Source organism: Microbulbifer mixtoriginis (SeqCode), assembly GCF_052467945.1.
Window position 1 is genome coordinate 2,523,423 of sequence record NZ_CP174328.1, and the last position, 24,002, is coordinate 2,547,424.

22 protein-coding genes are annotated in these 24,002 nt (G+C 52.4%); 9 read left to right on the plus strand and 13 right to left on the minus strand.

The window, feature by feature from the left end:
- Positions 1-111: 111 nt before the first annotated feature.
- The 11 genes from ACJJIJ_RS11100 to gyrA all read right to left on the minus strand — a co-directional run bounded on the left by ACJJIJ_RS11100 (position 112) and on the right by gyrA (position 13,182).
- On the minus strand, positions 112-414 hold the full coding sequence (locus ACJJIJ_RS11100) for a ComEA family DNA-binding protein (protein WP_252082368.1): 303 nt from the start codon (positions 412-414) through the stop codon (positions 112-114).
- Between the two features lie 141 nt (positions 415-555).
- On the minus strand, positions 556-1,266 hold the full coding sequence (pyrF, locus tag ACJJIJ_RS11105) for an orotidine-5'-phosphate decarboxylase (RefSeq protein ID WP_252082369.1): 711 nt from the start codon (positions 1,264-1,266) through the stop codon (positions 556-558).
- A 47-nt stretch (positions 1,267-1,313) separates the two neighbouring features.
- Complete coding sequence (gene lapB / locus ACJJIJ_RS11110) at positions 1,314-2,504, minus strand: lipopolysaccharide assembly protein LapB (protein ID WP_444937418.1); 1,191 nt, start codon at positions 2,502-2,504, stop codon at positions 1,314-1,316.
- A gap of 1 nt (position 2,505) precedes the next feature.
- Positions 2,506-2,814 carry a lipopolysaccharide assembly protein LapA domain-containing protein gene (locus ACJJIJ_RS11115; RefSeq protein ID WP_252082373.1) on the minus strand — a complete coding sequence of 103 codons (309 nt, stop codon included), beginning with the start codon at positions 2,812-2,814 and terminating at the stop codon, positions 2,506-2,508.
- Positions 2,815-2,929: 115 nt separating this feature from the next.
- The gene (ihfB, locus tag ACJJIJ_RS11120; RefSeq protein ID WP_252082375.1) at positions 2,930-3,238 is read right to left on the minus strand and encodes an integration host factor subunit beta; all 309 of its coding nucleotides are present in this window, start codon (positions 3,236-3,238) and stop codon (positions 2,930-2,932) included.
- A gap of 140 nt (positions 3,239-3,378) precedes the next feature.
- Positions 3,379-5,058, minus strand: coding sequence for a 30S ribosomal protein S1 (rpsA, locus tag ACJJIJ_RS11125; RefSeq protein ID WP_252082377.1), 1,680 nt, complete (start codon positions 5,056-5,058; stop codon positions 3,379-3,381).
- Between the two features lie 172 nt (positions 5,059-5,230).
- Positions 5,231-5,920, minus strand: a complete 690-nt coding sequence (gene cmk / locus ACJJIJ_RS11130; RefSeq protein ID WP_444937419.1) for a (d)CMP kinase — start codon at positions 5,918-5,920, stop codon at positions 5,231-5,233.
- Positions 5,921-5,998: 78 nt separating this feature from the next.
- Positions 5,999-8,230 carry a bifunctional prephenate dehydrogenase/3-phosphoshikimate 1-carboxyvinyltransferase gene (locus ACJJIJ_RS11135; RefSeq protein WP_444937420.1) on the minus strand — a complete coding sequence of 744 codons (2,232 nt, stop codon included), beginning with the start codon at positions 8,228-8,230 and terminating at the stop codon, positions 5,999-6,001.
- A complete protein-coding gene (gene pheA, locus ACJJIJ_RS11140; protein ID WP_252082383.1) occupies positions 8,230-9,333 on the minus strand; it encodes a prephenate dehydratase in 1,104 nt (367 codons plus the stop codon). The genes ACJJIJ_RS11135 and pheA overlap by 1 nt, the downstream gene beginning before the upstream one ends.
- Before the next feature lie 41 nt (positions 9,334-9,374).
- Complete coding sequence (gene serC, locus ACJJIJ_RS11145) at positions 9,375-10,454, minus strand: 3-phosphoserine/phosphohydroxythreonine transaminase (protein WP_444884293.1); 1,080 nt, start codon at positions 10,452-10,454, stop codon at positions 9,375-9,377.
- 166 nt (positions 10,455-10,620) lie between these two features.
- Positions 10,621-13,182: a DNA gyrase subunit A gene (gene gyrA, locus ACJJIJ_RS11150; protein ID WP_252082387.1), complete on the minus strand. Its 2,562-nt coding sequence runs from the start codon at positions 13,180-13,182 to the stop codon at positions 10,621-10,623.
- A gap of 188 nt (positions 13,183-13,370) precedes the next feature.
- On the opposite strand from gyrA, the gene ACJJIJ_RS11155 reads away from it, so the two are divergent.
- The 4 genes from ACJJIJ_RS11155 (at position 13,371) to ACJJIJ_RS11170 (ending at position 17,120) form a co-directional block, all read left to right on the plus strand.
- On the plus strand, positions 13,371-14,696 hold the full coding sequence (locus ACJJIJ_RS11155) for a TRZ/ATZ family hydrolase (protein WP_444937421.1): 1,326 nt from the start codon (positions 13,371-13,373) through the stop codon (positions 14,694-14,696).
- Between the two features lie 240 nt (positions 14,697-14,936).
- Positions 14,937-15,638: a bifunctional 2-polyprenyl-6-hydroxyphenol methylase/3-demethylubiquinol 3-O-methyltransferase UbiG gene (gene ubiG, locus ACJJIJ_RS11160; RefSeq protein WP_444937422.1), complete on the plus strand. Its 702-nt coding sequence runs from the start codon at positions 14,937-14,939 to the stop codon at positions 15,636-15,638.
- Positions 15,639-15,650: 12 nt separating this feature from the next.
- A complete protein-coding gene (locus tag ACJJIJ_RS11165; RefSeq protein ID WP_444902730.1) occupies positions 15,651-16,310 on the plus strand; it encodes an HAD family hydrolase in 660 nt (219 codons plus the stop codon).
- A 51-nt stretch (positions 16,311-16,361) separates the two neighbouring features.
- Positions 16,362-17,120: a YciK family oxidoreductase gene (locus ACJJIJ_RS11170; RefSeq protein WP_444889836.1), complete on the plus strand. Its 759-nt coding sequence runs from the start codon at positions 16,362-16,364 to the stop codon at positions 17,118-17,120.
- A gap of 73 nt (positions 17,121-17,193) precedes the next feature.
- Here the strand turns inward: ACJJIJ_RS11170 and ACJJIJ_RS11175 are convergent, their stop codons facing one another.
- Positions 17,194-17,499: a hypothetical protein gene (locus tag ACJJIJ_RS11175; protein ID WP_444884289.1), complete on the minus strand. Its 306-nt coding sequence runs from the start codon at positions 17,497-17,499 to the stop codon at positions 17,194-17,196.
- Positions 17,500-17,758: 259 nt separating this feature from the next.
- Between ACJJIJ_RS11175 and ACJJIJ_RS11180 the strand changes: the two genes are divergently transcribed.
- From ACJJIJ_RS11180 to ACJJIJ_RS11190, 3 genes are all read left to right on the plus strand, one after another.
- On the plus strand, positions 17,759-18,178 hold the full coding sequence (locus ACJJIJ_RS11180) for a hypothetical protein (RefSeq protein ID WP_444884288.1): 420 nt from the start codon (positions 17,759-17,761) through the stop codon (positions 18,176-18,178).
- A gap of 181 nt (positions 18,179-18,359) precedes the next feature.
- Positions 18,360-19,508 carry a sigma-70 family RNA polymerase sigma factor gene (locus tag ACJJIJ_RS11185; RefSeq protein WP_252082396.1) on the plus strand — a complete coding sequence of 383 codons (1,149 nt, stop codon included), beginning with the start codon at positions 18,360-18,362 and terminating at the stop codon, positions 19,506-19,508.
- Positions 19,509-19,655: 147 nt separating this feature from the next.
- Positions 19,656-20,240 carry an acyloxyacyl hydrolase gene (locus ACJJIJ_RS11190; protein ID WP_252082397.1) on the plus strand — a complete coding sequence of 195 codons (585 nt, stop codon included), beginning with the start codon at positions 19,656-19,658 and terminating at the stop codon, positions 20,238-20,240.
- On the opposite strand, the gene ACJJIJ_RS11195 is transcribed toward ACJJIJ_RS11190, so the two are convergent.
- Entirely contained in the window at positions 20,237-21,358 is a 1,122-nt protein-coding gene (locus ACJJIJ_RS11195; protein ID WP_444937423.1) for a glycosyltransferase, read from the minus strand. The two genes, ACJJIJ_RS11190 and ACJJIJ_RS11195, sit on opposite strands and share 4 nt — an antisense overlap.
- Positions 21,359-21,544: 186 nt before the next feature.
- Between ACJJIJ_RS11195 and ACJJIJ_RS11200 the strand changes: the two genes are divergently transcribed.
- The gene (locus tag ACJJIJ_RS11200) at positions 21,545-22,435 is read left to right on the plus strand and encodes a TraB/GumN family protein (RefSeq protein ID WP_444937424.1); all 891 of its coding nucleotides are present in this window, start codon (positions 21,545-21,547) and stop codon (positions 22,433-22,435) included.
- A gap of 250 nt (positions 22,436-22,685) precedes the next feature.
- Positions 22,686-23,996 carry an OprO/OprP family phosphate-selective porin gene (locus ACJJIJ_RS11205; RefSeq protein ID WP_444937425.1) on the plus strand — a complete coding sequence of 437 codons (1,311 nt, stop codon included), beginning with the start codon at positions 22,686-22,688 and terminating at the stop codon, positions 23,994-23,996.
- Positions 23,997-24,002: the final 6 nt, after the last annotated feature.

The following is a 24,002-nucleotide window of genomic DNA, read 5'->3' on the forward strand; positions in this document are numbered from 1 at the left end:
AGCAGAGGGGGTGATTGAACCCTCTCTCTAACCCGATTAAGCAAATAGGTAGACATAGACCCCTTACCCACTCAGCAAAGAAGACCTTAATCCACCGCTAGTCAGAAGCAGCTACAACCGAATGCGCTCACGATTCTTATCCAGGGTGGCCGCCCCAATCCCTTTGACATTTAGAAGCTGATCCAAGGATGTAAAGGGTCCATATTGTTCCCGATACTCGATAATCAACTGCGCCTTAGCCTCACCAACTCCAAGAAGCTTGCCAGCAAGCTCCTCAGCAGATGCACTGTTTACATTGACCTCAAAGGCAACTTGCTGCTCACTCTCAGCCCCATCGGCAAATACTACTGATGAGGAAAGAAATGAAAGTGCAATAGCTAACAGCAAAGAAAGTAATGAATGAGTTTTAATCATGTTCGACTCCCAGTGAAAGTGTTCTAGTTTCACATTGGGACAGCTCTACCTCCCCAAGCCGGGACATGATACCAACAGGTCAAACAACACTTTGCCCGAGGGCTATTACACTACATCACACCCGGTCTAGGCAAACAAACCTTAATTTCCTGCAATTTCAGTCAATATATCTTGAAGGGCGACCATGGGATTCTTTGCTGCAGTAATAGGTCGACCTATCACCAAGAGGTCAGCACCTTGATCCAGCGCCTCAGAAGGGGTGAGAGTCCGTCGCTGATCGCCGGCATCACTGCCCGCAGGACGAATTCCCGGAGTCACCAGCTCAAAGTCGGGGCCGCAAGCCGCTTTTAACGCTTCAGCCTCACGGGCAGAGCAGACCACGCCATCGAGACCACAAGACTGTGCTTGTGTAGCCAGATTTAGCACCTGCTCCTGAAGCGGTTTAGCAACCCCAGTGGCAGCCAGCTCTTCCGGGGTGGTACTGGTCAATACAGTAACTCCAATCAACAATGGCTTGCGAGCACCAAATTCACTCAGAGCATCTACAGCCGCCCTCATCATGCGCTCTCCACCACTAGCATGCACATTCACCATCCAGACCCCCATGCGCGCAGCCGCCTTAACCGCCGCAGCGACAGTGTTGGGAATATCATGAAATTTCAGGTCTAGAAACACCTCAAACCCACGGTCCACAAGGGCACGAACCAGGTCGGGCCCAGCAATAGTGAAAAGCTCCTTGCCAACTTTTACCCGACAAAGCAACGGGTCTAACTGGTCAGCCATGGAGAGCGCGGCATCAGCGCTGTCATAGTCAAGAGCAACAATAACTGGGGAGGAGACTTGAGACTGCAAAGAAATACCTCTTAAGGATTAGGTTATACGGTGGCCGAGGGAGCTGATCACTCACCCTCGATCCCTTTGACTGACCGGACAGAATCCCAGTGCTTACAACTGGGGCACAACCAATGCAACTGGTTACCAGAAAAACCACAGTTGCTACACCGGTAGTGTGGGCGGCTAGCGATCAACTGATCGATAAGCGCTTTCAGTAGGGAGAGATTTTCCCTCGATCTACCCTGCGCAGTACCTATATATAAGTCCAGAAAGCGGCCAAGCCCTCGCAAAGAAGGACGCAGAGCAAGCTGCTTTCCCATAAAAGCTGCAGCGGCAGCTTCGCTATCTTGCTCCTGAATCCTGCTAGTCAGGGCAATCAGCACACTATTTGAAGGGTGCTCCTTGAGAAGCGACTCAAGATAGCGGTCCAACCCCTTCCCATCATTAAGTTCCACGTAGCAGGTGACTAACAACTCTAGAATCTCTGGGATATAGTCTGGACTTTGCTTGGGGATCCGCTGCAATACTTTAATGGCATCTCGCTGCTTGCCGAGCAAATATTCGAGTCGCGCCCACAACAGGCAAGCCCTGACCGAACTTCGATCATACCCTAAAGCCGCGTCGAGATGCTTTCGCGCACTCAAGTAGTCTTTGCCGGTAATAGCCTCCTCAGCCAACTCACAGCAAAAGTGTGCCTGCACAGGAGCCCAGTCCGCTGACAGCCGCTTAAAGCGGCGGCCATGCAGTAGATTTACAGCATGAATAGCCTTAGCCCACTCTCTCTCATCCCTATAGACTTCTATCAAGTGCTCGAGGCTGGTTGCACGCAGCTCCTGTGAAGTCTCAACCAGCTCTTGTAATAGTCGCTCGGCTCTATCCAACCAACCTGCAGCAATATAGTCGCAAGCCAGCTCAAATTGGGCCTTGTGCTGGCTCTGCCTTGATAGACTAGGGCGCGCCAGCAGGTTTTGATGCACTCTAATAGCCTGGTCGTACTCCCCTCGCCTACGCAAGAGGTTCCCCAAGGCCAGGTGTGTATCGAAAGTGACCGGGCTTACCTCAAGAGAATCAATAAACTTCTCAATAGTGTCATCGGGATGCTCGCTGAGCAAATAGTTGAGCCCCTGAGCATAGGAGCGGGCGAGGGATTGCTCCTGCCCACTAAAGTCAGGCTTTTTCCTGGTACTGCCTCGACCCAGCACCCAACCGATTGCAACGGCAGCCAGTAAAAAGAAGAAATAGGCTAAGTCCAGCAAGTCAGTCTCCGGTAGCCTTATGATGAACAGCCTGGAGTTCGCGCTCCATCTTTTTCAGCTGCTTGTTAAGACCTCGCACGCGGCGACGCTGGGAAAAAATTGGCAAAAGGCTGGCGAGAAATCCGAGCAGGACACCCAGCAGCAACATGCAGATAAGCCAAACACCAACGCTGCCTGACTGCAATGAGTAGCCTGCAATAACCGGGGAGATTACCTGGGAGTTTTCCACCGCGAAATAGATTCCGAGAGCAACGCATACCAGGGCCAGAAGACCGAAAATAAAGTGCATCAGCCAGCGCAGAAATGACAAGGGAACCTCCACGTTCCACTAAAGGGTGACTCTAATAGCCAATAGAATTTTCTGGCGAACGGTACTGCCACTCGAGGAGCCCTGCCCCTCTGATCCCGCAAGCCCTAAGATGCAATCATACTTCGATCCCAACCACATCATGCATACTGCGATTGACTCTGTCGCGCAACTCTTTCCCCGGTTTGAAATGGGGTACATACTTACCCGCTAACGCCACAGCATCCCCCGTCTTGGGGTTACGCCCAGTGCGCGGCGCTCGGTAGTGTAGGGAAAAACTACCAAAACCACGTATCTCAATACGCTCACCCTGCGACAGGGAGTCAGACATAGTATCCAACATCACCTTCACCGCCAGCTCTACATCCTTAACTGGCAGCTGATCCAACCTCAACGCAATCCTTTCGATCAGTTCGGACTTGGTCATGCGCTCCGCAACCTTTGTAAGTCATTGATTTTCTGGAGTAGAGCGCCAATCATCTAATAGAAAGCCGGACTGGGCAACCCCAGTCCGGCTTTCGGGTCACTCCAAGCACCAAACTTGGAGCAATGAACACTTAAAGACTATTAATCTTTGTTGCTCATCTGTGCCTTAATCAGGTCACCAATAGTAGCGGGCTGAACCTGCTCAGACTGCTTCTTGCTGTGATCCTTGATGGCTTGCTTCTCGTCGTCCTGATCTTTGGCTTTGATAGACAGGCTGATCACGCGGTTCTTGCGATCCACACTAGTGATCTTAGCCTCTACCTCTTCACCTTCTTTCAGAACGTTGCGAGCGTCTTCAACCTTGTCGCGGCTGATTTCAGAAGCACGCAGAATGCCTTCAACTTCATCTGCCAGGGTAATTACCGCTTGCTTAGCGTCTACTTCCTTCACGATACCATTGACGATGCTGCCGCGATCGCTAGTGGATACGTAGTCGGAGAACGGATCGGACTCCAGCTGCTTGATACCCAGGGAGATACGCTCGCGCTCGGAATCGATGCCCAGGATAACAGTCTCGATTTCGTCGCCTTTCTTGAACTTGCGAACAGCTTCTTCGCCAGCTTCGTTCCAGGAGATATCGGACAGGTGAACCAGACCGTCGATGCTGCCGTCGAGACCGATGAAGATACCGAAGTCAGTGATGGACTTGATCTTACCGGAGATCTTGTCGCCTTTAGCGAATTTACGCGCGAAGGCATCCCACGGATTTTCCTGGCACTGCTTGATACCCAGGGAGATACGACGACGCTCTTCGTCGATATCCAGGATCATCACCTCTACCTCGTCGCCAACCTGGACAACTTTGGACGGGTGGATGTTCTTGTTGGTCCAATCCATCTCGGAAACGTGTACCAGACCCTCGACACCTTCTTCCAGCTCTGCGAAGCAGCCGTAGTCGGTCAGGTTGGTTACAACCGCCTTCACGCGGCTGTTCTCTGGGTAACGCTGCTTGATGGATACCCAAGGATCTTCGCCCAGTTGCTTCAGGCCCAGGGATACACGGCTGCGCTCGCGGTCGAACTTCAGTACTTTTACTTCGATCTCGTCGCCAACGTTCACGATCTCGCTTGGGTGCTTGATGCGCTTCCAAGCCATATCGGTGATGTGCAGCAGGCCGTCGATACCGCCCAGATCTACGAAAGCACCGTAGTCGGTCAGGTTCTTAACGATACCCTTAATGCTCATGCCTTCTTGCAGGCTTTCCAGCAGCGCTTCACGCTCTTCAGAGGTTGCAGCTTCCATCACAGCGCGACGGGAAACCACTACGTTGTTACGCTTGGCATCCAGCTTGATAACCTTGAACTCGAGCTCTTTACCTTCCAGGTGCGCGGTGTCGCGAACCGGGCGAACATCAACCAGAGAGCCGGGCAGGAATGCGCGGATATTGGCAACGTCGACAGTAAAGCCACCCTTAACCTTGCCGCTGATAACACCTTTAACCACTTCGTCAGCTGCGTGAGCTGCGTCGAGGATTTTCCAGGCTTCAGCGCGCTTGGCTTTTTCACGGGACAGACGGGTTTCACCGAAACCGTCTTCTACAGCTTCCAGGGCAACCTGTACTTCGTCGCCCACCTGCAGCTCAACTTCACCTTTATCGTTGGCGAACTGAGCAGCAGGGATAACGCCTTCAGACTTCAGGCCCGCGTGAACGGTTACCCAGTCTTTGTCTACGTCAATTACAACACCAGTAACAATAGCGCCCGGTGCCATTTCAACGCTTTTCAGGCTCTCTTCAAATAGATCAGCAAAGCTCTCGCTCATTACATTACCTATAGTGCTGGGTCCAGCCGTTGGTAACTGTTGAGTTTAGTCAACCGCCAGCCAAGACCCCAACCGCGATGCCAGAACGCGGGTCGGATTACAACAACGGCCGGGCAATTCTGGCAAAACCCGGCCGTTATCGTTAAAACTATCTGCTGCTGACTTCTGTGGTTCAGGGCGCGATTCGCTTCTGCACCAGTGCCAGCACTTCGTTGAGAACCTCTTCAATCGTCACCCCAGTACTATCGAGCTCTACCGCATCTTTCGCAGGAGCCAGGGGGGACGCTTTTCGGTTCATATCCTGTGCATCACGGGCACGGATGTCCTCCAGCAGGTCGCGGAGGCTAACAGAAACCCCCTTCTCCCGCAACTGAGCCTCGCGCCTTCTGGCGCGCTCTTCTGCACTGGCGGTCAAATAGACTTTGACAGGAGCATCGGGAAATACGGTCGTGCCCATATCGCGGCCATCAGCAACCAATCCAGGCCGTAATCGAAAATCACGCTGGCGCTGTAACAGTGCGGCGCGCACCCCAGGAATGGCAGCGACAGTAGAGGCCGCCATACTCACCCGTTCCATACGAATTTCATGGCTGACTTCGCGCCCCTCCAGCAGGACCTGCAGACAACCATTACTGATCAGAAAGCGAACATCCAGATCTCTGGCAACCTCGGTCAGCGAATCCTCATCGGCCAGATCCACCTCTTTTTCCAGGGCCGCCAAAGCTGCAGCCCGATAGAGAGCACCAGAATCCAAAAGAACAAAGCCCAGCCTATCCGCCAGCAACTTTGCGATAGTCCCCTTACCAGAACCACTAGGGCCATCAATTGTGACGACCGGTGGCAGCTTGTTCGTTTCATTCATATTTTTGTACAACTCAACTTCATTGTAAGCCGCGCAAACCGGCCCCTCCTTAACCCATGCCTTAGGTCATGCCTTAGGTCATGCCAACTGCAGCTTTAGACCTGCACCGATGGCCAGCTCGGCAAAATTTGGAAAGGAGGTCGCCACATTAGCGCAGTGGAGGATGCGAATTGTATCCTTTGCACGCAACGATGCCACCGCAAAAGCCATCGCAATACGATGATCCCCCAAACTATCCACAGTGCCGCCTGAAAATACAGCATCTTCAGGAGAACCATCGATTACAATTCCATCCGCGGTAGGCTCCACGCTCACCCCCAAGGCAGAAAGGCCGTTAGCCATCGCCTGAATACGATCACTCTCCTTCACACGCAACTCTTCGGCGCCGGTCAATACCGTCTGCCCCTGGGCACAAGCGGCAGCAATAAAAAGTCCGGGAAATTCATCGATAGCCAGTGGCACCTGATCTTCTGGAATGGCAATCCCCTTTAAAGGTGCATAGCGAACCCGAATATCCGCAACCGGCTCCCCCCCTACAGTACGCTTACTTAAAAGCTTTATATCGCCACCCATGGCCCGCAGGATATTGATAACCCCGTCGCGGGTGGGATTGATGCCCACATGCTCCAGCATCACATCGGCTCCCGGGGAAATAGCCGCAGCCACCATAAAGAAAGCCGCAGAGGAAATATCCGCCGGCACATCAATACGGCAAGCCTTAAGCCCCCCACTACCACGCAAGGTCGCACAGGCGCCATTTCGCTCCACAGCATAACCAAAGCCCTGCAGCATACGCTCGGTATGATCTCGAGTGGGGGCCGGTTCTTCGGTACTGGTCTCACCTTCTGCATAAAGGCCTGCAAGTAGTACCGCAGACTTCACCTGGGCACTTGCCATTGGCAACCGGTAATTGATCCCTGACAGAGGCTTGCCGCCTTTGATCAATAACGGCGGACGCCCCTCAGGGCCAGTCTCAATAGCCGCGCCCATCTCTCGCAATGGGTTGGCAACTCGATTCATAGGGCGCTTAGAGAGGGACTCATCGCCGGTCAGGGTAACGTCGAAGCCTTGCCCCGCCAGCAAACCAGCAAGCAGGCGCATGGAGGTTCCGGAATTGCCCAGATATAGGGGCCCGGGCGGTGCCTGCAAGCCATGAAGTCCCACCCCGTGTATTGTCACTCGCCCCTTGTCCGGCCCCTCAATCACCACCCCCATATCGCGGAAAGCCTGCAGAGTAGCGAGGGCATCCTCCCCCTCGAGGAATCCCTCCACCTCTGTCACACCTTCAGCCAGGGAGCCCAGCATAATTGAACGGTGAGACATAGATTTATCTCCAGGAACACGGAGCTTGCCACTCACTGTGCCACCCGGCTGGGCAATAAAAGTTACTTCCTTAGCTTGCATAGGTTCTGAATACGCTTGTTTTGCCAACATTTTTGTAAAGTGATCCCGCGCCGCTTTAGCGCGGGTAAAAACCCCCATCAGCGCCGAGCTATCACCGGAGGCAATGGCACTGCGCAGAGAGGAGAGATTGAGACTGTAGAGATCGATCGACTGTAAAATGGCATCCCGGTTGGCCAACATAATGTCCCGCCACATCACCGGGTCGCTGGAGGCAATACGGGTAAAATCGCGAAAACCTCCAGCAGCATAGCGGAAGATATTTTCATTCTCGGCGTCGTGGGCCAAGGTATCCACCAGACTGAAGGCGATTACATGAGGTAGATGACTGGTTGCAGCCAGCACCTCATCATGCTCTTCTACCGACATTGTCAGCACCTCAGATCCTGCAGCCTGCCAAGCCTGAGCCACCAAGCGCAGGCGATCGACATCGGTATCAGGAGCCGGAGTGAGGATGACACGGTGATCGCGATAAAGGTCATCTCGTGCGGCACTAACCCCGCTCTTCTCAGAGCCAGCAATCGGGTGCCCCAACACCAGGAAGTTCGGCACCCTGCCCCAGACCTTTTCCGCCGAGCGCTGCACACTTCCCTTAACACTGGCAGCATCGGTAACCGTTACACCTTCGGGCAGATTGTCCTTCAACTGCGCAAACACCGACTCCACCGCCAAGGTTGGCACAGCGATAAAAACCAGGTCTCCCTCCTCCAACAAGTCGAGCGCTTCCGGCAGACTGGTATAGGCACGATCGACCACGCCCAGCTTCTTTGCCTCTTCACAGACTTCCTCTTGGAGTGCGACACCGATCACCTCACGGCAGGCACCCGCCGCCTTTAGGGACAATGCGAAGCTACCACCTATAAGGCCGACACCAACCACCAATAAGCGACCTATATGAGACTTCTCCATCACAGAACACCGCGCGGGTAGGACCCGAGCACTTTCAGGTCCGAGGCACAGGCGCCAACCTCTTTGAGTGCCTCCGCAATATCATCTGTATTCCGGTGCCCTTTGAAATCTACGAAAAATACATAGGTCCAATTTCCAGACTGGGATGGGCGGGTTTCCACCCTGGTGAGATCGATTCCATAACGGCGAAATGGCTCCAGCAAATCGTGCAGCGCACCCGGCTCATTGCGCATAGAGACCATCAGGGAGGTTTTGTCATCACCGCTGGCGGGCACCCGCTGGGTACCAATGATCAAGAAGCGCGTTGAGTTATCCGGTCGGTCCTCGATTTTCTCAGAAAGCACTTTGAGACCATATAATTCGGCAGCCATATCGCCAGCGATTGCTGCAGCGTTCCACTCCCCTTTAACACGCCTGGCCGCATCCGCATTACTGGAAACCGCCACCCTCTCCACGTTGGGGTAATGTGCATCCAGCCATTTTCGGCACTGGGCCAAACTCTGGGCATGGGAGTAAATCCGCGTGATCGATTCAGGGCGGGTCACGTCAGAAATCATTAGATGATGGTGAATTCGCAGCTCCACCTCACCACAGATACTGAGGTTGGAGTTCATAAAGTTGTCCAGGGTATGATTAATCACACCCTCGGTAGAATTTTCCACGGGCACTACACCGTAATTTACAGCGCCGGCTTCCACCTCGCGAAAGACCTCATCAATGGCCGCCAGCGGACGACTCTGCGCAGAATTACCAAAATGCTTCAGGGCCGCCTGCTGGGTAAAGGTACCTTCTGGCCCGAGATAAGCCACTTTGACCGGCTCCTCCAAAGCAAGGCAGGCAGACATAATCTCACGAAACAGCCGTGCCATTTCTTCATCCGTCAGGGGGCCGTCATTGCGCTCCATGGCGCGACGCAGTACCTGCGCCTCACGCTCAGGACGATAGTAGAGCGCATCCTCACCTGTCGCTTTCTTTACTTCAGCCACTTCCAGTGCACAACTGGCTCGCTCGCTGATTAATCGCGCGATCTCTGAATCAATACTATCAATACGATTGCGCAGCTCCAGCAGGCGCTGGTCGCCTCCCACGGTTTCCTCTGTCATCCGCTTTCTACTTTCTCCTGAAGTTAATAATTGTCTACTCTCTAGCCTTTGCGGGCTTCAAAGTCTGCCATAAAGGCCACTAACGCCTTCACCGCCTCAAAAGGCACCGCGTTGTAAAGGGATGCGCGCATGCCACCCACAGAGCGATGTCCCTTCAAACTCAACAGCCCAGCTGCTTCAGCCTCTTGTAAAAACGGTTTATCGAGGCGCTCATCGGCCAGCACAAATGGGACATTCATCCGCGAGCGACTGGACTTTTCTACCGGACTGGAAAAGAAATCGCTGCCATCGAGAAACTCATAGAGTAACGAGGATTTTTTAGCGGCCTGTTGGGCCATAGCTTCAACCCCGCCCTGCGCCTTAAGCCACTGGAAAACCAGGCCGGAAAGGTACCAGGCAAATGTGGGCGGGGTGTTATCCATTGAACCGGCATCGGCTGCCACTTTCCAGCTCAAACTGCGCGGAATATCTTTCATCGCCCGATCCAGGAGATCATCGCGCACTAAGGCGACCGCAATTCCCGAAGGTCCAATATTTTTTTGCGCGCCGGCATAAATTACACCGAACTTCTCCACGTCGATCGGGCAGGAAAGGATATTTGATGACATATCCGCAACCAGAGGGCAGTCCACTTCTGGAACATAATCAAACTCGATACCGCCAATAGTCTCGTTGGGCGTGTAATGAAGATAGGCCGCACCCTCGCTCTGCTGCCAGCTATTCTGCGCTGGCACATAACTAAAATTGCGGTCCTCGCTAGTGGCGACCACATTCACATCACCATAGCGCCGGGCCTCTTTAATCGCTTTTGCGGCCCATTGTCCCGAGTGGATAAAATCTGCCTGCTTAGAGCCGGCGCCAAACAAGTTCCAGGGTATCGCGCTAAACTGCCCGGTAGCGCCCCCCTGCAGAAACAGCACCTTATAGTTATCCGGCACCTGGAGCAGATCGCGCAAGTCCTGCTCCGCGCGCTCAGCCACCTCAACAAATTCCGGCGAACGGTGGCTAACTTCCATTACTGAACAACCCAGACCGCGCCAGTCCATCAGCTCCAACTGTGCCTGCTGTAAGACCGGTTCCGGCAGAGCCGCTGGACCAGCGCAGAAATTGTATTTCCTCATGACCTGATTTCCACAAACTAAAAATGGTTTCAAATTCAACTAGATATGCCGACGCACAAAACACCATCTTGGGAGATGGATATCACGCTTTTAAGCATTTCTTAGGGTGCCAGAGGCAAGAAAGGCCGCGATAATCGCAGCCTTTCTGTTGGTAGTTTGGGGTGGGTCACTCGGCCCCACCGTTATCTTCACCCTCTTCTTCCGTCTCCTCGATGCGCCCGAGACCCACCAGTTTTTCACCGCTCTTGAGTCGAATGACACGCACACCCTGGGTATTGCGCCCCAGCACCGAAACCTCATCGACTCGGGTGCGCACCAGAGTACCCTGATCGGAAATTAACATCATTTCCTCACCCGGGTGGACCTGACAGGCTCCGACCAGAGCGCCGTTACGCTCGCTTTCGGCGATTGCGATAACCCCCTGGGTACCTCGACCTTTCGTGGGGAACTCGCTGATCGCGGTGCGCTTACCGTAGCCGTTTTCAGTCGCCATCATCACGGAGCCTCCCTCTTCAGGGATTACCATGGCGATCACTTCCTGCCCCTCCTGCATGCGGATACCACGCACACCGCGAGACACGCGCCCCATAGAGCGCACATTGGCTTCGGAGAAGCGGGCTGCTTTACCAGCACTGGTGAGCAGCAACACATCGCGCTCACCATCGGTTACCGCTGTAGCGACGAGACGATCGCCCTCCTCCAGCTCAATTGCGCGCAAACCAACGCTGCGCGGACGGGCAAAGGCCGTCAGTGGAGTCTTCTTCACGGTGCCATTGGCGGTGGTGAAGAAAATAAAGTGATCCTCATCGTATTCAGACACTGGCATCAGACTACTAATGCGCTCACCTTCTTCGAGGGGCAGCATATTGACCACCGGGCGGCCACGGGATGCGCGGCCAGCAGTCGGCACCTCATAGACCTTGAGCCAATACACCTTGCCCTTGTTAGAGAAGCACAAAATAGTGTCATGGGAGTTGGCGATCAGCAGGTGCTCGACGAAGTCCTCATCTTTCACCTGGGTGGCCGACTTACCCATACCACCACGACGCTGGGCTTGGTAATCGGTCAGAGGCTGGCTCTTGGCATAGCCACCGTGGGAAATGGTCACCACCTTGTCTTCCGGGGTAATCAGATCTTCTACGGTCAAATCCTGACGGGAGGCAACAATATCGGTGCGACGCTCATCGCCAAAGTCTTTTGACAGCTGCTCCAGCTCCTCGCGAATCACTTCCATCAAGCGCTCAAAACTGCCGAGGATATGCAGATACTCAGCGATCTGCTCCAAGCGGTCCTGATATTCCGCCAGCAGTTTGTCGTGCTCCATACCAGTGAGGCGGTGCAGGCGCAGTTCGAGAATGGCCTGAGCCTGAGCCGGGGACAAATAGTAAGCGTTATCGCGCAGGCCAAATTCTTTAGGCAGGTCATCTGGGCGGCAGGCATCGGCGCCAGCGCGCTCCAGGAACTGCTGTACGTTACCCACCGGCCAACCCTTGGCTAGCAGCGCCTCACGAGCTTCCGCCGGTGTTGCGGAGGATTTAATCAGTTCAATGACCGGATCAATATTGGCAATAGCAATTGCCAGGCCTTCCAGAATGTGGCCGCGCTCGCGTGCTTTACGCAGCAGGTAAACCGTACGGCGGGTAACCACTTCCTGGCGGTGACGTACAAAGTGCTCAAGCAACTCTTTCAGGTTCAGCACCTTGGGCTGGCCATCAACCAGAGCTACCATATTGATGCCGAACACGCTCTCCAGCTGGGTCTGGGAATAGAGGTTATTCAGGACCACATCACCCAGCTCACCGCGCTTAAGCTCAATCACTACACGCAAGCCGTCTTTATCGGATTCATCGCGCAGCTCAGAGATACCCTCAATCTTCTTCTCTTTCACCAGCTCGGCAATTCGCTCGATCAGGCGCGCTTTGTTCAGCTGGAAGGGAATCTCAGTAATGATGATCGTTTCGCGATTGCTCTTGTCATCGCGAACAACGTCCGCCTTGGCGCGCACATAGATGCGTCCGCGACCAGTGCGGTAGGCTAGTAAGATACCGGCACGGCCATTAATGGTTGCGCCAGTGGGGAAGTCCGGCCCGGGAATATGCTCCATCAAGTCGTCGACAGACAGCTCGGGGTTAGCAATCAGCGCCAGGCAGGCATTAACAACTTCCCCCAAATTGTGAGGAGGAATATTGGTGGCCATGCCCACAGCAATACCGGAGGAACCGTTTACCAGCAGGTTCGGTACTCGGGAAGGCAGTACCTCCGGCATCTGCTCGGAGCCATCGTAGTTGTCGACAAAATTGACCGTTTCTTTATCGAGGTCGGATAGCAGCTCGTGGGCCAGCTTATCCATACGAATTTCGGTATAACGCATGGCGGCCGGGCTATCACCGTCGATAGAACCGAAGTTACCCTGGCCATCCACCAGTGTGTAGCGCATAGAGAACGGCTGAGCCATACGCACAATGGTGTCGTAGACCGCAGTATCTCCGTGCGGGTGATATTTACCAATCACATCGCCAACGACACGCGCTGACTTTTTATAAGGTTTGTTCCAGTCGTTTTTAAGCTCGCTCATAGCGAAGAGCACACGACGGTGTACCGGCTTGAGGCCATCGCGTACATCCGGCAGTGCGCGCCCGACGATCACGCTCATGGCGTAGTCGAGATAAGACTGCTTTAGTTCTTCTTCGATATTAATCGGAGAGATTTCTTTGGCTAATTCGCCCATGGCTTACGGCGTTCCTTTTATAGCGCGGGCATGGATACTGAGCCCGGATAAGCGGGCGATTCTAGCACAGTTTGACGCCTTTGGATGGCAGTCCCCACGCACTTCCGAGCCTCACCTACAGCTGTTGCCGCGGGCAGACTCTGCCGCTAAAGTAAATCCCTATCTTAACCGTCGCCACTTACCTCCCCATGCCCCAAGCAATAGATACCCTGATTCATGCGCGCTGGATTATTCCGGTAGTCCCCGCACAAAAAGTGTACGAGAACTGCTCACTCGCTGTTGAAGGCGGAAAAATTACCGCTCTGCTGCCATCGGCAGAAGCCAAGATACGCTTTAAGGCAAAGCGGGAAGTAGAGTTAGGACATCACGCCCTGATTCCCGGACTGATCAATACTCACAATCACGCGCCCATGACACTATTGCGGGGTTATGCTGATGACCGCCCCCTCAAGGAGTGGCTGGAGAAACATATCTGGCCAGCGGAACAACGCTGGGTGGGGCCGGAGTTTGTCGCAGATGGCAGCCGGCACGCTATTGCTGAAATGTTGCGTTCGGGCACTACCACCTTCTCAGATCAGTACTTCTACCCAGAAGCCGTAGCAATCGCCGCTCGGGAAACCGGCATCCGCGCTCACATCGCCTTCCCGATATTAGACGTACCCACCCCCTGGAGCCGCCACGCCGAAGAGGCCTTGCACAAAGGCTTGGCACTGCGCGACGACTACCGCGCCCATGAACGCATTGAGGTGATGTTTGCACCACACGCCCCTTATACAGTTGGCGATCAGACCCTGGAAAAAATCGCCGTGTGTTCCGCCGAGGCGCAAATTCCCGTGCAGATCCATCTGCATGAGACTTACCAAGAAGTGGAAACTGCGTTGAAACAAAATGGTGAACGCCCCACCGAACGACTACAACGGCTAGGCCTAATGAGCCCACAAACGCTCTGTGTGCACATGGTAGCAACCAATGAACGGGACATAGAGTTGTTAAAAACCAGTGGTGCGCATGTGGCCCATTGCCCATCCTCCAACCTCAAACTGGCCTCCGGCTTCTGCCCCACGGTCGAGATGCTCGACGCCGGTATCAATGTATCCCTGGGCACCGATGGAGCCGCGAGTAACAATAGTCAGGACCTTTTTGCCGAGGCCAGTACCGCCGCCCTGCTCGCCAAAGCCGTAAGCGGCAAGGCCACTGCGCTTCCCGCTCACCAGGCACTGGCGATGGCCACCATCAATGGTGCCCGCGCCCTGGGAATTGAAGAGAAGACTGGCAGCCTGGAAATCGGCAAGAGCGCCGATATTGCCGCGATCGATCTATCCGGCCTCGAACAGCAACCAGTGCATGACCCTGTATCACAGTTAATTTATGCCAGCGGTGGACACAATGTCAGCGATGTCTGGGTTGCCGGCAAACAACTGCTGGAGGATCGCCAGCTGTTAACCTTGAATGAGGCAGAGGTAATCCAGCGGGCGCAATTATGGCGTGATAGAATCGCCGGCCATTCACGCTAGGCGTTATTGGTTACGGTAATTCAACTGCAATAAGCAGCCAGCAACTGACGATTAACCGGGCAATTAAATTGACTCTCTTCGTCATTTATTGCCGCCCGTGAAGTACGGAAGTAGTCATTCGACCCTCCTCGTATTCGCGGACTAGGACCGGCTTATAGCCGGCGACAGCACCTCAGTGCTGAACTAACCCGGCACAAATTTATTTACGGGTTGATAGCGACGGAGTATGCAGAGAATTTCATGAGTAATGTAGATCCCGCGGAAATCGCCAAATTCGAACAACTTGCCAGCCGCTGGTGGGACAAAGAAGGCGAATTTAAACCCCTTCACGAAATTAACCCATTGCGTGCTAATTATATCGATAGATACGCCTCGGTGGCTGGTAAAAAACTGTTGGATGTCGGTTGTGGCGGTGGCATTCTAGCCGAGGCAATGGCTCAGCGAGGCGCGACGGTAACCGGTATTGATATGGGCGAAGCCCCTCTCAATGTCGCCAAGCTACACGCCTTGGAAAGTGGCGTATCGGTAGATTATCGACGTATTACAGTGGAAACACTTGCCGAGGAAGCCCCTGAAAGTTACGACGTTGTCACCTGCCTGGAAATGCTCGAGCATGTACCCGATCCTGCCTCGGTAATCCGCGCCTGTGCCAACTTGGTCAAACCCGGCGGGCACCTGTTTTTTTCGACGATCAACCGCACCCCTAAAGGCTGGCTTTTCGGGGTGGTGGGAGCGGAATATATCCTACGCTTACTACCCAAAGGTACCCACGAATACAGCAAATTTATCCGACCTTCGGAAATGGGTGCCTGGCTGCGCGAGGCGGATCTGGAGTTACGCGATATCACCGGCATGACCTACAACCCGGTAACCCGCACCTATAAACTGAACCCCCGCGACGTCGACGTCAATTACCTGATGTATGCCAGCAAACCCGAATAAGCGAACCATAGAATGAAAGCAGTTTTATTTGATCTGGATGGCACACTCCTCGACACCGCACCAGACTTTATTGTCGTACTCAATCAGTTGCGCCACCAGGAGCAACTCCCTCCCCTGCCCGATCAGGTTATCCGTGGCACAGTCTCTAGCGGCTCGCGGGCACTGGTCACCCTGGGGTTTGGCAAGCAGGAAGGCGATCCTGAATTTTCCAGCCTTTTGCAGCGCCTACTGGATCTTTACCTGGCACACCTCGCAGAGCAGACCGTACCTTTTCCCGGCATAGAGCCATTACTTGATACGCTGGCACAAAATGAAATCCCCTGGGGTATCGTTACCAACAAGCCCGAAGCATTTACTGTGCCCCTTATGCGAGCATTCGAACACCTGCCGCCAGCCTCCACTGTGATTTGCCCGGATCATGTGAGCAAGTCCAAGCCGGACCCTGAAGCCATACTGCTCGCCTGCAGCAAAATAGGCTGCACTCCAGCGGATGCCGTTTATATAGGGGATCATCAGCGAGATATCATTGCTGGCCAGCGTGCGGGCATGCCCACCATTGCTTGCGCATACGGATATATTGATGCCTCCGACGATCCCGCTAACTGGGGTGCCGATCACCTGGTCAGCTCAGTGGATGAAATCTGGCCCCTACTCCAGCAACATTATATTTAACCCTCGAAACCATGCCCGGCCCGATGCTGGGCGCCAGCATCAGGATGTTTCATGTCTGAATATGCCGGCGACTATGTCGCTCCATCAAACCTACTAAAAGATAAAATCATACTTGTTACCGGCGCTGGTGACGGTATTGGCAAAGTTGCAGCAAAGACTTTCGCCGCACACGGAGCCACTGTAATCTTACTGGGACGCACCACTCCAAAACTCGAAATGGTCTATGACGAGATTGAGGCCGCAGGAGGACCGCAGCCGGCCATTTTCCCAATGGACCTCAATGAAGCCAAAATAGAGCACTTTGAAAGTTTTGCCGAGGCCATTGAACAGGAGTTTGGCCGTCTCGATGGGCTACTTCACAATGCCAGCCTCCTCGGGCAGCGCACCCCTCTGGCAAATTACAATTTCTCCGCCTGGCAACAGGTTATGCAGGTCAATGTTAATGCCGTATTTGGACTCACTAAAACACTACTGCCATTACTAGAAAAATCCGAAGCCGGATCAGTGGTATTCACCAGTTCCAGCGTAGGCCTAAAGGGAAGGGCTTATTGGGGTGCCTACTCTGTATCAAAGTTCGCAACAGAAGGCCTTATGCAGGTATTGGCCGATGAATTGGATGGTGTATCCAATGTACGGGTGAATAGCCTCAACCCAGGCGCAACTCGCACCCCAATGCGCGCAACAGCCTATCCGGCAGAAAACCCCAAGTCTGTGGCGGCACCAGAAGAAATTATGCCCACCTACCTCTACTTAATGGGCGATGACAGCCGCAGTCAAAGCGGCAAACACTTTAGCGCTCAAAAACGCTGAGCCCATGTAAACAGTAAAAAAACCGGGTAAAACCCGGTTTTTTACTAAGACAGCAACAAAGGATACCTTTGAGTCATTTACTCGGGGATTTCTCTCCCAATGAATCTCTCTGCCCGACACCCTTATCGGTTGCCGCATGCTCAGGTACATCCGCAAAGATGTCCCCTTCAAATTCCATCATCTCACTGCCATCAAGCATTTCCTTCTGAGCACCATTTCCAGAAAAGTCCTGCTCTATGTTTTTCCCCTGCTGGCTCTGAGACAGGCTAACCATGCTCGTAGCGGCAAAGGCCTCCCCTGCAAAAGAGAGTCGCAACCCCTCAAAACTAAGGTAACCTAGCGTGGCCAATAGAACTGCGGGAGTAATAAGACCTTTCATTTTCCGCCCCTGGATAGTTTTTGCCTATATTTTTAACCCAACCAATAGCTAAGCGCTCGACAACCTCCTAATGTAAGCACTGCTCTTACAAATGAGCCGGCCTGAACACTAAAGAGTGGCAGGGTGACCCATTTTTATGGAAGCTATTTTTCCATGTAGGTTCCACTAAAAGCGTGCTGAGACGCACAAATCCAATTGTCCATCACCAACTGCTCCGGCAAAATAAAGCCAACAACCGGCAAAAGCGTAATAAATAGTCATGACTCGAATTTTTATAATCTCCCTTCTAGCGATCCTTACCTCCAGTGTTTATGCAGATTCACTTGGAAAGCAGCTCAAACACTGCTCTAAAGTGACATCCAATACAGACCGATTGGCCTGCTACGATAAGCTCAGTAACTCCATTGAAAGGCGAGCCGAACAAAATTTTGGTCAAGAGTATAAGCAAACTGTAGAGACACCTGAGTCTATTGAGGCAAGAATCACTGAGATTCAAGAGAGCACTCACAATAAAAAGATTATCACTCTGGAGAATGGTCAGATTTGGAAGCAGAATGATACAGGGCGCATTTTCTGGAAGGCCGGCGATCTAATTATCGTAGAGCGTGCAATGTTTGGCTCCTTCTTTATGAAACCCGCCAATGGCGGAAAGAAAATGCGAGTTAAGCGCCTAAAATAATTTATCTTTTATTAACTGGGCGTTTGCTGCGCCCAGCCCCTCCCACAAAAACTCATCAGTCAACCTTTAATGGACGCAAAATTCAACTTTCATCTATCGTTAAGGTGAAAAGGGCGCCAAGAGCGCCTGGAGAGACTGAACAAAGCATATCGTTCACGCAGTCAACAGAAGGTTTAAGCACTTGTCCCGAGAAAACTTTTACTCAAGGGATGAAGACTGGCTGAAGGATACAGACAACGCCCTCTCCGATTCCTGCTCCAATGCGGAAAATCGCGGTCAGGCAGAAGATGCCGAACCCGATATCGAAGAGATCCATTCAGTTGGGGAATCGCTCAGCGAAAGTGGCAGCACCCCAATGCAAAGCTATCTCAAGCACCTGTACAGACTTGAGCTGCTTACCCCCGAGGAGGAACACAGTACCACCTGCCTACTGCGGGATCTCGAAGATACCCTGATTGAGAAATTACAGCAGTGCGGAACCGAGCTTGTGCAATTGCGTAGTGAAGGCGTGGAGCAGCGGGGCAGTACCGGTGCCTATGACCACGGCCTGATAATTGCTCGCACGGAGATGTTACTTTCACTCGAAGAACTCACCCGACGGGAAAGAAGCAAACTCGGTGGGCTTCTGAGACGCTTTCAGGAGCAAAGAAAAAAGCTGATTCAGTGCAATTTACGCCTGGTAATCGCTATTGCCAAGCGCTTTCGCAATCCCTCAGTCCCTTTTATTGATCTGATTCAGGAGGGGAACGTCGGCTTGATGAAAGCAATAGAGCGCTTCAAGCCGCAAATGGGCTACCGATTTTCAACCTACGCCTACTGGTGGATTCAGCAGGAAATACAACTGGCTATGCGACGCAATGAAGATTTGGTTCGCCAGCCAGCCAATGTGCAGGATGACTTACGCACAATTTACCGTGCCATCGGCGAGGTACGCGCATTAGGCCAGCCCGCATCCGATGAAAATCTAGCCAGGCACACGGGGCTTGACCTGGAACGAATTCAAAGCTTGCTCAAGCTACCCGGCCCAACAGGCTCACTGGACGACCCTGTCGCAGACGACCAGAGCAGTACCCGCTTGGATTACGCTCCCGCCGACGAACTTTACAATACCGATGAATTGGTCACCAACCAAGAGCTGGCAGAGCGACTACGCGAAGCTGTCGACCGCCTACCAGCTAGGCAAAGGACGGTATTGAACCTGCGCTATGGACTGATTTCAGACAAGGATTGCTCTTTCAGAGTTATCGGCGAACAGCTTGGGCTCAGTCAGGAACGCGCCCGCCAACTGCACTCCGATGCCATTCGTCAACTGAAACGTCAGTGGCGATAACCGTCCAAAAACTCCGCGGCCTGGGACTGATCTCAGCCCCAGCCAAACTTGAGGAAGCCGGTGGCGGTCGATAGGTAGCGTGCTTGCCTTCAATCACTTTCCCACTAGTCTTAATTACAGCTCTTGCAACTATGATCCTCACAACCCATGCGTAAATATTCCAAAAATGGTGTAAGCGGCAACACAGCATTGGGCTGTACACTGTTGCTCGCTTGGATTCTCCCCGGCGCCCCTGCCACTATCGCCGAACAGGAAATTATTATCAGCGCAGGAAAGGGGCTAGGAAATGTCCTAATGCAGAGAGACTCGATTTCAGCCGCCAAAGTAGGCGGTATCAACTATTCCTACCTGTTCACCTCTTTCAACAATGCCAATAATTCCTGGCAGTGGTGGGGACAAGGCAGTTATTCCTATATCCGCCTGGAACACCTCAATAAAACCCAGCAGCAAAATATTCTAGAAATCAAACCGGTGCTGCGTTGGTATCCGCGCAGTGAACCCCTCGGTAGCTTTGGTGAGGCGGGTGTCGGGGCTTCTTATTTAAGCCAGCAGGAATTTGGCGACATTCGACTCAGCACCAAGGTAAATTTTGCCTTACATTTTGCTCTGGGCTATCGCTTCAGTAGTGGCCATACACTATCGCTGCGCTATAGCCACTTTTCCAATGCCTATACGAATATCCCCAATCCCGGTTTCGATTTTGCCTCATTTAATGGGCACTTTAATTTTTAATCAGCCTCTGCCTGGCTGGAAGAACCAACTAAATCCCGATAGATATTTATGGTCTTTTTAACGATTTCTTCATGAAAAAAACCATTTAACTCCACTTTATCCCGCCGCTCCATTAAAGCCAGCCCCACATCACATAAAGCTTGTGAATCTCCCCGCTCAACGACCCCCTTGGGGAAGCAGCCCTCCAGCACCTCTCCAGCACAAGTATCTTTATAGGCAACCACAGAGCACCCCATCGCCAAAGCCTGCATAGCACTTTGGCCGCTAGGCTCACCAGGGTTGGCCAAACTGAAAGTCAATTGCGAGGAGGCATAGAGCTCCCGTAAATCCTTTCTCTCTCCCAGAAAAAGTACTTTCCCTTCCAGCCCCAACTCTTGAGCCAATTGCTCCAATTTGCGGATATGGTGTAAATCACCACCCTTTGATGCCCCTACCACCAACCCCAATAAATCCTCCCGGCTAGTTACGGCCCGCGCCAGAGCGTGCAAAAACACCTTCAGCTCACCCTTTTCAGACAAGGGGCCCGAATACAGCCACCAATTTTTTCCCTCCAGTTGCGGATAGCTATTCAGGAAACGCAGATGCCATTGGCCTGATACAGGTTTACTGCGATCGAACTCCCGAGAGCTAATGCCCCAGTGCACGATATGGGTAGGATTAACCAATTTTTCCCCAAGATGCGCTTTCAGGTGGCTGGCAATTCCATCGGATGATGCGATCACACATGGCCCGGAAACCAACCCTACATCCCTTCGACTGGGCGAATAATAACCATCGACATGAGTAACCAAACTGGGGCGTGTATTGACATCCATACCATCCCAAGCTCGCCAGACCACCTGGGCGGTTAAACGCCCATGGACATGGACCACATCCGCATTTAAATTCTGTAGGACACTGCGTAAGCGGCGCACAAGGGCCATAGCCCAAAAAGGCTTCTTGTTCAAAGGCAATGGGATATGTTGAACATCATGCAGTTCGAGGCGCGCCACCAAGGCCCCCCCGGCTGAGATCACAATTGGTTTTGCGTCCTGACGAGCCAACTCCTGAATGAAATCCAGCGCAGCCTTGCCTCTATCTCCAGGCTCCAATTCAGGCCAGATTTGTACAATTCTCAAAACATCTACCGCAAAAGTGGAACAAAGGGAGTATTTTGACCCTCACAGAAGTAATTTCCCAGTAGATTCCACACAGATTTGCAACAAACCCCTCTGGCAAGGCCAATTTACCTACGCAGTCACTTGGTATCAGACGGGCTTCTCGAGTGCTAACATGATTCGCCTCAACACATTCAGGGAAAAGTAATGTTCCAACGCTACTTCACACGGTCAATCGCTCTTGTTCTTATATTATTTGTTGGCACAGCCTCTGCAGCCGAAACAGATCAAGGTATTTTCTGGAAAGCCACCAAGGAGGACAAAACTGTCTACCTGCTGGGATCTATCCACCTGGCCACAGAAGACTATTACCCAATGCGCTCCCAGATAGAGCGTGCCTATGCCCAAAGTGATGCCGTTGCTGTTGAAGCTGATATCCTCGCCGCCGAAAGCGATATGTTGATACAGCAGAAAATTATGATGGAGTCTGTTTATCAGGGAGAACGCAGCCTGCGTGATGACCTCCCCGCAGATTTGTACAAGAAATTACAAGCCTGGATGCACAAACGCAACATGCCGGAGGCTATGTTTATTCGCCAGCGCCCAGCCATCGCCATGATTTCCATGAGCATGATCGAAATGCAGGCCCAGGGTCTCAACCCGGAGCTGGGTATCGATCGCCACTTCCTAAGTAAGGCTAAAAAGGACGGCAAACCGGTATTGGAACTGGAGGGGGTTCTACAGCAATTCCAGCTATTAAATGGCCTGGATAATCCCGCCCTTTTACTCCAGCAAACACTTGAGCAGCTGGAAGATATCTCCACCTTTTTGCCAAAGCTCACTAGTGCATGGAAAGCCGGAGACGACAAAGCTCTCAATCGCCTGATTATTCTCGATGGCCTTGAAGAAAATCCCGAGTATCAGCCGCTTTATGAAAAATTGTTTTTTCAGCGCAACGAGAAAATGGCGAACAAAATAATCTTAAAAGCGCCGAACTATCGCAAACTCTTTGTGGTTGTCGGCGCCGGTCATTTAGTCGGCCAAGGCAGCATTGCTGAGCTGATGAAGCAAAAAGGCTATAAGCTGGAGCGTATCTAAACCTTCACTTATCAGGAAAACAATTGAGCTACAACCAGCTTCATTTCCACCCAGGAAACACTTGTAGAAGTATACACAGCTACAGGTGTTTCACGGGCTTACTTAAGAACCCCCATCCCTTACTCGGCCACACCCCAAGACCTTCTATTTATAAGTAAGCCCTACCCCAGAAAACCGAAAAATCATCAAACCTACTTGCTAAACTGCAACAATACGCAGCTAAAGATACAGCCGCCTCTAAGGACACTGCATGAAATACTACGCCCTGTATTTCGCCCTAACCTGTGTACTTTTATCTCCCTTCACCACTGCTGATAAGGCCAAAACTGAAGGGGGACTAAAAATTACGTCCAAGGATGAAAATTTTTCTGCAGAACTCGGCGGCCGCATTCACTTTGACACATATTTTTTTGACAAAGATAAAAACTACTATGACACCATCTTGTTTGATACAGAACTTGAAGAACCCGTAAACACTACAGATTTTCGTCGAGTACGACTAAAAATGCGGGGAAAATTGTGGAAATGGGAATACGAACTGGAAAGAGACTTTGCCTCCTCTGGAACTGGAGGATTAAGGACTGTATACCTGGGCACTAAAGTCTTTGATGGAAGCCTCCGCATAGGAAATTTTAAACCCAGCCGCTCGATGAACCAACTCACTTCCTCCAATCAAATCACCATGATGGAGAGATCCTTTGCCTCATCCGCTGGTATTTACGACAACCGCGGCAGGCAACAGGGAATTGGCTGGCATACCCATTGGTGCTGTCATACCTATGGGGTCACCCTTTTTAATCTGCGCAACCCCGGTGATCCACGCAACGAGGGTATTGGTGCCGCCACCCGATTTACCTGGGCCCCAATCAGTAACTTCGACAGCACTGTACATCTGGGCGCTTCATTCAGCTATGAAGACGCCAATGAAGACACGCCACCGCGCGAGGCACTAGTCGAATACGCAGGGCGTCGCGGCCCAGAACAACTGGTTGCACTGAGCCCCGGTGGTGGTGAATTTTTCTTCGGTGATTTTGGCGATGATGAATTTTATCAGGGCGACCCTGGTGGAGATGTGTGGATTCTGGGATTAGAACTCGCTGGCGCCTATGGGCCTTTTTACGCCCAGTCTGAATACGCTTTTGGGATTTTTTCCGGAGATTTCTATTTATCCGAATTTACATTTTTTGAGTTCTTTGGCGCGCCGCCTCGTTTTTTTTGTGACCCATATACCGGTTGTTTTATCGGAGACCAAGATGTACGCACTTGGTATATCGTGGGAAGTTGGGCGATCACTGGTCAGCACAAACCCTATGATGAGAAAAATGGAGTTTTCAGATCTATCAAACCTACTCCACCAGAGAGCGCCTTCGAGATTACCGCACGCTACGATACCATCGAAAACCGGGATATTCCCGGCATGAAGGTAAGTAATTTTGTTTTTGGGTTTAATTACTATTTTAATCCCAAAGTGCGCCTGATGCTGAACGTGACTCTCGGGGATGATAAATTTACCGGCGATCAAACCAAGCAGCTTGCTATTCGTATGCAGGGATTCTGGTAAGCGGAA